The sequence below is a fragment of the Streptacidiphilus monticola genome (genome assembly GCF_042658505.1).
Lineage (GTDB): Bacteria > Actinomycetota > Actinomycetes > Streptomycetales > Streptomycetaceae > Streptacidiphilus > Streptacidiphilus monticola.
In genome coordinates, this window is record NZ_JBHSQJ010000079.1 from 8,305 (window position 1) to 16,839 (window position 8,535).

Here is an 8,535-nt window from a genome sequence, read left to right on the forward strand (position 1 = left end):
GGGGGCGTGCGGTCCGGACCCCAGCCGGGGCCGGGGGGCTATCGGGGGGCGAGAACGAGGAGCGGGGTGCCGGGTTCGACCTGGGCGCCGGGGTGGGTGAGGAGGTCGAGGACGACGCCGGACACGGGGGCATGGACGGGCGCCTCCATCTTCATCGCTTCGAGGGCCGCAACCTGCTGGCCCGCCTCGACCACGTCCCCCACCGCCACGTTCAACTGCCAGACCGACGCCGCGAATTCGGCCTCCAGCAGATGCCCGCCGGGGGGCACCCGCACCTCCGCCGCAGGCGCGGGCTCCGACGCCGCCTCCGGGCGGGTGAACTCGCCCGCCGCCTCCCAGGCGTCCCGTTCCGCGGCGAAGGCCGCCGCCTGGCGGGAGCGGAAGGCCGCGATGGAGTCGGCGTGCTCCTCCAGGAAGCGCAGGTGGTCGGCCAGGGCGAAGGAACCCTCCTCGATCCGGGGGGCGAACCGCCCGGCCGCCATGTCGGCGCGCAGTTCCAGGAGTTCCTCCGGCCCGACCGGATACCAGCGGATCCGGTCGAAGAACCGCAGCAGCCACGGCTTGCCCGGCTCGAACGCGCCGCGCTGCTGCCAGCCCGACCACACCTGGGTCGTGCGGCCGACGAACTGGTAGCCGCCGGGGCCCTCCATCCCGTAGATGCAGAGGTAGGCGCCGCCGATGCCGACGGAGTTCTCCGCGGTCCAGGTGCGGGCCGGGTTGTACTTCGTGGTGACCAGCCGGTGGCGCGGGTCCAGCGGGGTGGCGACCGGCGCGCCGAGGTAGACGTCGCCGAGGCCGAGGACGAGGTACTCCGCGTCGAAGACGGTCCGGTACACCTCCTCCACCGAGTCCAGGCCGTTGATCCGGCGGATGAACTCGATGTTCCACGGGCACCAGGGGGCGTCGTCGCGCACGCCCGCCATGTAGCGGGCGATGGCCTCGCGTGTCGCCGGGTCGTCCCAGGACAGCGGGAGGTGGACGGTCCGGGAGGGCACCACCAGCCGTTCCAGGTCCGGGAGTTGACGCACCGCCTGCCGCACGGCCGCGAGCAGGTCCGGCAGCGGCAGGGCGTCCGGGTCGGTCTGCACCTGCAGCGAGCGGATGCCGGGCGTGAGGTCGGTCAGGCCGGCCGGCGCGGTCGCCGCGAGGGACTCCATCAGCGCGTGCACCCGCATCCGCAGGGCCAGGTCGAGCTGCATCGGGCCGAACTCGACCAGCAGGTTGTCGTCGCCGCTGCGGCGGAACGTGACGTCCCCGTCGCGGGCGAGCACGCCGTCGTCCGCGATCGGCGTGCGGTCGGCCTGCGGCTCGCGCCACGGCTCCCGGCGCAGCCGGGTCGCCTCGGCCTCGCTGACCGGCACGAACCGGACGGTGTCGCCGGGCCGGACCTGGCCCAGCTTCCAGCGCTGACCGGAGGCGATCGTCGCGGGGCAGACGAAGCCGCCGAGCGAGGGGCCGTCCGGGCCGAGCAGCACCGGCATGTCGCCGGTGTAGTCCACGGCCCCGACCGAGTACGGCGTGTCGTGGATGTTGGACGGGTGCAGCCCCGCCTCGCCGCCGTCGGTGCGGGCCCAGCGCGGCTTGGGGCCGACCAGCCGGACGCCGGTCCGCGCGGAGTTGAAGTGGACCTTCCAGTCGGCGGCGTAGAACTCGGCGATGTCCTCGGGAGTGAAGAACTCCGGTGCGGCGTGCGGTCCTTCGAGGACGCCGATGCGCCACTCGCCGCGCAGGACCGGCCGTTCCGCGGGCGGCACCGGACGGCCGGTCGCCGACCCGCCGCCGTGCAGGACGTCGCCGGTGCGCAGTGGCCGGCCGCCGTGGCCGCCGAACCCGCCCAGGGTGAACGTGGCGGCGCTGCCCAGGAATTCGGGCACGTCCAGGCCGCCGCCCCCGAAGAGGACGTAGCTCCGCAGCCCCGGACCCTCGGCCGGGCCGACCGTCAGCGTGCCGCCCGCCGGGACGGTGACCGGCTCCCACTGCGGCACGGGCGCGCCGTCCACGGTGACGGCGACCGGCGCGCCGGTGACGCAGACGGTCGTCGGGTGGGTGAACCGCAAGGTCGGGCCCTGCAGGGTGCATTCGAGACCCGGGGCGCCCTCGGGGTTGCCGAGGGCGCGGTTGCCCAGGCGGAAGGAGAGGTCGTCCATCGGCCCGGACGGCGGTACGCCCACCTGCCAGTGGCCGCGTCGGCCGGGCCAGTCCTGGACGGTGGTGAGCGTGCCGCCGTTCTGGACCTCGATCCGGGGGGTGGGGTCCGTGATGCCGCCGAGGGTGGCGGTGCTGTGGCTGCCCGCCCGCAGGTCTGGGTGGGCCAGCGCGGCGCGGACCAGGCCGAGGTTGGTCTCGATGCCGTCCACGCGGGTGGCGGCGAGCGCGCGGTCGAGCCGGCGCAGCGCCTCCTCGCGGTCCGCGCCGTGCGCGACCACCTTGGCCAGCATGGGGTCGTAGGCGGTGGTGACCTTGATGCCGGTCTCGATCCAGGTGTCCACCCGGACGTCGTCCGGGAAGGCGACCCGGGTGAGCAGGCCCGCGCTGGGGCGGTGGGCGCGGGACGGGTCCTCGGCGTAGACGCGGGCCTCGACGGCGTGCCCGCGCGGGGCGTCGGGTTCGCGGACGACGCCGCGCTCGCCCTGGGCGAGCCGCAGCATCCACTCCACCAGGTCCACCCCGTGCACCGCCTCGGTGACCGGGTGCTCCACCTGGAGCCGGGTGTTGACCTCCAGGAAGTACGCCTCCTCGCGGGCGGCGTCGTAGACGAACTCGACCGTCCCGGCGGATCGGTAACGCACCGATGCGCACAACTGCCGGGCACTGGAAGCCAGTTCGCGCCGGATCCGGTCCGGAAGACCGGGTGCGGGCGCCTCCTCCAGCACCTTCTGGTTGCGGCGCTGCAGCGAGCAGTCCCGGTCCCCGAAGTCGACCACGCGCCCGGTGCCGTCCCCGAAGACCTGCACCTCGACATGGCGGGCCCGGTCCACGAGCCGCTCCAGGAACACACCCGCCGAGGAGAAGGACGCGGCGGCCACCCGCTGCACTCGCTCCCAGGCGTCGGCCAGTTGGTCGGGGGTCCGGCAGGTGGCCATGCCGATGCCGCCTCCGCCGCCGGTGGCCTTGAGCATCACCGGGTAGCCGATGCGCTCGGCCTGGTCGAGCGCGGTCGGCAGGTCGGGCAGCAGCCCGGTGCCCGGTGCGAGCGGGACACCTGCGGCCTCGGCCGCCGCGCGGGCGGTGTGCTTGGCGCCGAAGAGTTCCAACTGCTCGGCGGTGGGACCGACGAAGACGATGCCGGCGCGCTCGCAACGGCGCGCGAACTCCGCGTCCTCGGACAGGAATCCGTAGCCGGGATGGACGGCCCCGGCGCCGCTCCGCTCGGCCGCCCGCAGCACCAGTTCGGCGTCCAGGTAGGACTGCTTGGCGGGCGCGGGACCGAGCCGCACGGCCGCATCGGCGAGCCGGACATGGGGAGCGGAGCGGTCGGGGTCGGAGAAGACGGCGACGGTGCGCAGGCCGAGCCGCCGGGCGGTGCGGATGATCCGGACGGCGATCTCGCCGCGGTTGGCGACGAGCAGGGTGTCGAAGCTCATCGGGCACTCACCGGGCCGAGGCCGTCGGGGTCGCCGGCAGCGCCGGGATCGACGGTCATCCGGACGGGCGTCGGGTCGAAGCCGTTGCAGGGGTTGTTCACCTGCGGGCAGTTGGAGACCAGCACCAGCACGTCGCACTCGGCGCGCAGCACCACGCGCCGCCCCGGCGCGGACAGTCCGTCGACGATGCCGAGGGTGCCGTCCTCCTCGACGGGGACGTTCATGTACCAGTTGATGTTGGAGACCAGGTCCCGCTTGCCGAGGCCGTACCTGGCCCCTTCGGCGAGGAAGTTCTCCACGCAGGCGTGCTGGGACCAGGTGTGGTGCCCGTAGCGGAGGGTGTTGGACTCCTTGGAGCAGGCCCCGCCGAGCGTGTCGTGGCGGCCGACCTCGTCCTCGACCACGGTCATCAGCGGGGTGTGCTCGCAGGAGAGCAGCACGCTGCCGGTGGTGAGGAAGATGCTCCCCTGCGCCTGGACGGTGTCGGGCGCGCTGTACCGGACGGCGGTGTCGTGCGCGTCGTAGAGGAGGAAGTCGACGGCCTGGTTGCCGTGCAGGTCGGTGATGGTGAGCAGCCCCCCGGCGGGGACGACGGCCGACCAGGCGGCCCGCGCGGGGACGACGGCGCTCATGCCCCCGGGAGAAGCGCTCCCGGCGGTCGTGCTCCCCGCGGTCGTGCTCTGGGCGGTCGTGGTCTGGGCGGTCGTGGTCATGCGATCCCCCTGGAGGCGAGCAGTTCGACGGTGTTGAGGAAGGCGCGGCGGCCTTCGGGGGACGCCTCCCAGAGCGGGTCGCCCGGGCCCGTCGGCGCCGCGCGCCAGGCCAGGACCTCCAACTCGGTGCAGCGGTACTGGGGCCGCGGGTCCAGCGGATGCGGGACGTTGGCGAGCAGGACGACGAGCTCCTGCTCGGCACGGAGGGTCACGGCCGCGCCGGACCCGGCGGAGCCGGTGAACTCCAGCGCGCCGTCGTCCTCGCGGACGGTGACGCCCTGGAACATGGAGAGGGACGGCGGCAGGTCACGCGGCGTCAACCCGTGTTTGGCGGCGGCGAGTTTGAACAGCTCGCGCCCGGCGGGCGAGGCCGACTGGGGTGAACCGTCTCCGTAGCGGCGGGTGTTGCGGGCGAGGGTGGAGGTTCCGCAGAGGGCGTCGTGCCGGCCCGAGTTGTCGGCCACGATCGAGGCGAGGACGCGTCCCTGGTCGGAGAGGAGCAGGCGGCCCACGCCGAGGTAGGCGTTCCACTGCACCTTGACGGTGTCGGCGACGTTCAGCCGTTCCCACGGGCGGTCGGCCGCGTAGAGCAGCAAATGCGCGCAGGCGTCGCCGTCCGGATCGGTGAGCCGCAGCTCTGTGCCGCGGGCGAGGACACGGTGGGTGTAGTTGCCGCCCGCGACGGTCTCCGCCCACACCACCGGCCCCGCCGCGCCGTCCGGCGCGGTCACCGTGGCGGCGGGGACGACCGGCATCGCGCGGGTCCGCGTCCCCTCCTGCGCCCTGGCGTGCTCCCGGGCCCCGTGCGTGGTCGCCGTCCCCATGCGGCCTCCCTCTCGTCCGAACTGTTTCTGTCGTGCGACAGAAATTAGAGCCCGGTCAATTCCCTTGGATTGCCCGACTGTTCCGGGGGCGTTACCGGAACCTCACGGCCCGTCGGGCGCGGCGGCCCCACGGCGGGCCCGCGCGGCCTGTGCGAGGATCACGGCATGAGCACAGCGACAGGACGTCCGGTCGGCAGGCCGCGGGCCACCCCGCGGGCCGCGGAGGGGCTCGCACCCCGGGACGAACTCCTGGCTGCCGCAGCCGAGTTGTTCAGCGCTCTGGGCTACGCGGCCACCTCGACCCGCGCCGTCGCCGAGCGCGCCGGGATGCGCCAGGCGACGATGTACCACTACGTCTCCGGCAAGGAGGAACTGCTCGCCGCCCTCCTCGAGTCCACCGTCGCCCCCTCGCTGGCCCTCGCCCGGAGCCTCCTCGCCGAGGACGACCACCCGGCGGAGGTCCGCCTGCACCGGCTCTGCAGCTCCGACGTCGCGCTGCTCTGCGGAGGCCCGCACAACCTCGGCGCGCTCTACCTGCTGCCGGAGGTGCGCGGCGAGCGGTTCGCCGGCTTCCACCGGACCAGGCAGCAACTCAAGGACGCCTACCGGCAGTTGATCGCGGCCACCGGCCCGGGCGCGAGCCTGCCCGAGGACGGGCTCGCGCTCCGGACCGATCTCGTCTTCGGACTGATCGAGGGGGTCATCCTGGTCCGCCGCTCCGATCCGGACCGCCCCATCGCGGACTTCGCCACGGCGACGGCGGACGCCGCGCTGCGGATCGTCGGCGTCGGCGTCGAACCACGTCAGCTGCCCGCGGCGGGCGGCACCGCGGCGGGCACGGTCCCGCCCGGGAGCCNGGTCCGCGCGGGCGCGCCGGCGCAGCGAGAGCCGGTAACCCGCGCCCACGGCGAGCGTCGCCGCCAGGAAGAGCACGGTGAACCAGCGGAAGTACCAGTGGCCGCCGGAGGGGTCGTAGACGGCGGCACGCGGCCACGCCAGGTTGACCGACATGGCCAGGCCGTACACCAGCGCCAGCCCGGAGACCGGGACGCCGAGGCGGCCCAGGGTGAACAGCCGGCCGCCCTGCTCGTCGGCGCCCTGGGCGTCCGCGCCGCCGGGTCCGCGCCGCAGCCGCCGCGCCAGGTAGGCGCCGGTCACCATCGCGTAGGCGAGGTAGACCATCGCGATGCAGGTCGTGCCGATGGCCAGGAAGGCGTCCGGCGAGAGGAAGTTGAGCAGGCACAGCGCCGCCGCGGCGACCCCGGTGACGACGGCCGTGGCGGTCGGCATGCCACTCCGCGGGGAGACGCGGGCCAGCCGCCGCGAGAAGGGCAGCACGCCGTCCCGGGCCATGGAGAACAGCATCCGGGTGCCGGCCGTCTGGATCGCGAGCGTCGCCACGAACACCGCAACGGCCACGTCCGCCAGCAGCGCCTTGCCCACGCCCGGGCCGAGGCTGCTGGTGAGCACGTAGCCGAGCCCCTCGCTCGCCATCCGCCCCGACCCCAGGTCGGGAGAGGCCAGCACGCCCGCGTAGACCAGGAGTCCGCCCAGCACGCCGGCCGCGACGAGCGCGGTGAGGATGGTCCGCGGGGCCGTGCGCCGCGGACTGCGGGTCTCCTCGCTCATCTCGCCCGCGCTGTCGAAGCCGATCAGCACGTAGGCCGCGGCGAAGGAGCCGACCAGCAGTGCGCCCGTGGCACCGCCGGGAACACCCGTGTGCAGGGTGACCCCGAGGCCGTGGCGGGTGTGTGTGAACAGCAGCACGACGATCAGCACCGCGCCGACGATCTCGGCGCTCACGCCGATCCGGTTGACCGCCGAGAGGACCCGGTTGTCCACGATGTTCACCACCGTCGTCAACAGCAGCAGCAGCACGCCGAGCAGCCCGGCGTTCGCCGCGCCGGTCGGCGTGGTGGGGGCGGGGTCGCCGCCGACGAGTTGGAAGCCCGACCAGACGGCAGGCAGCACCACCTGGAGCGCGAGGGCCGCCGCGGCGGCCACCACGATCTGACCGATCACCATGGTCCAGCCGGCGAACCAGCCGTAGACCGGGGTCGCCAGCCGGGTGGCCCACTGGTAGATCGCCCCGGACAGCGGGTAGCGGGCGGCCAGTTCGGCGAAACAGGCGGCGACGAGCAACTGTCCCGCCAGGACGGCCGGCCAGGTCCAGACGAAGGCCGGGCCGGCGAAGCCGTAGCCGAAGCCGAAGAACTGGAACACCGTGGTCAGCACCGAGATGAAGGAGAACCCGGCGGCGAAGGAGGCGAACCTGCCCATGGTGCGGTGCAGTTCCTGGCGGTACCCGAAGCGGGCCAGCGCCGCGTCGTCGGGGGGTGCGCTGACGGTCATGGGATTCCCCTCGCTCGCAGGGTCCGGATTACTGTCGAGCGACAGAAATTAGGGGCGGGCTGTTTCCGCCGAATGTCGCGGCGATGTCGCCCCCGGGCCGAAGTCCTCACACCGCCCGCAGCAAGCAGGACGCCGGCCGGGGCGACGGGGACGCGGCACGGGCACGCAGGACGCCGACCGGGGCCACGGCGGACACCGGCCGCGGCACGCGGGACGCCGGCCGGGCTTGAAGTCGCCGTCGCGGGCAGAAGGCCCGTATGCGACTGCGCACCAGTGAACCCTCCCGTCCGGGGATCCGACGACGGCGGTGCGGGCGCGGGTTCCGCTACCTCGCGCCCGACGGCTCGGCGCTCACCGACCGGGGCGAACTGGAGCGGATCCGTGCCCTGGTCGTCCCCCCGGCCTGGGAGGACGTCTGGATCTGCCCGTGGCCCAACGGGCACCTGCAGGCGGTGGGCACGGACGCCGCCGGTCGTCGGCAGTACCTGTACCACCCGGAGTTCCGGCGCCGGCAGGAGGAGAGCAAGCACGCGCATGTCCTGGAGGTCGCCGCGCATCTGCCGAAGGTGCGTCAGTACGCCCAGGACGCCCTCGAGTTGCCCACGCTCTGCCGCGAGCGGGTGCTCGGCTGCGCAGTCCGGCTGCTGGACCTGGGCTTCTTCCGGATCGGCTCGGACTCCTACGCCAAGCAGAACGGCAGCTACGGCCTGACCACGCTGGAACGGGAGCACGTCACCTGCCGCCGGGGCCTGGTGGAGTTCGACTTCCCCGCCAAGCACGGCCGGCACCGGATGCAGACGCTCACCGACCCGGCCGCCTGCCGGACGCTGCGCGCCCTGCTCCGCCGCGACGGCGGCGGAGCCCGGCTGCTCGCCTACCGGGACGGCGGAGGCTGGCACGACCTGCACGGCCGGGAGGTCAACGAGCAGCTGCACGAGCTGACCGGGCTGGACATCACCGCGAAGGACTTCCGCACCTGGCACGCCACCGTCCTGGCCGCGGTCGGCCTCGCCGTCTCCGCGCCGGTCGCCGCCCGCTCCTCCGCCTCGCGGCGGCGAGGCG

General features: G+C 74.1%; 4 protein-coding genes and 2 pseudogenes. 2 read left to right on the plus strand and 4 right to left on the minus strand.

Annotation, left to right across the window (positions count from 1 at the left end):
- Positions 1-38 precede the first annotated feature (38 nt).
- The 3 genes from uca to ACFP3V_RS19275 form a co-directional block, all read right to left on the minus strand.
- The gene (uca, locus tag ACFP3V_RS19265; protein WP_380585059.1) at positions 39-3,584 is read right to left on the minus strand and encodes an urea carboxylase; all 3,546 of its coding nucleotides are present in this window, start codon (positions 3,582-3,584) and stop codon (positions 39-41) included.
- The gene (locus tag ACFP3V_RS19270) at positions 3,581-4,216 is read right to left on the minus strand and encodes an urea amidolyase associated protein UAAP2 (RefSeq protein ID WP_380585089.1); all 636 of its coding nucleotides are present in this window, start codon (positions 4,214-4,216) and stop codon (positions 3,581-3,583) included. Before ACFP3V_RS19270 ends, uca begins: the two co-directional genes overlap by 4 nt.
- Before the next feature lie 77 nt (positions 4,217-4,293).
- Positions 4,294-5,121, minus strand: a complete 828-nt coding sequence (locus tag ACFP3V_RS19275) for an urea amidolyase associated protein UAAP1 (RefSeq protein WP_380585061.1) — start codon at positions 5,119-5,121, stop codon at positions 4,294-4,296.
- 165 nt (positions 5,122-5,286) lie between these two features.
- Between ACFP3V_RS19275 and ACFP3V_RS19280 the strand changes: the two are divergent.
- A pseudogene (locus tag ACFP3V_RS19280) lies at positions 5,287-5,910 on the plus strand (TetR/AcrR family transcriptional regulator); the annotation flags it as partial.
- 72 nt (positions 5,911-5,982) lie between these two features.
- Here ACFP3V_RS19280 and ACFP3V_RS19285 read toward each other — a convergent pair.
- Positions 5,983-7,473: pseudogene (locus ACFP3V_RS19285) on the minus strand (amino acid permease); the annotation flags it as partial.
- A gap of 257 nt (positions 7,474-7,730) precedes the next feature.
- Between ACFP3V_RS19285 and ACFP3V_RS19290 the strand changes: the two are divergent.
- Positions 7,731-8,535, plus strand: an 805-nt coding sequence (locus ACFP3V_RS19290; RefSeq protein WP_380585063.1) for a DNA topoisomerase IB, incomplete at its 3' end; no start/stop codon positions are given.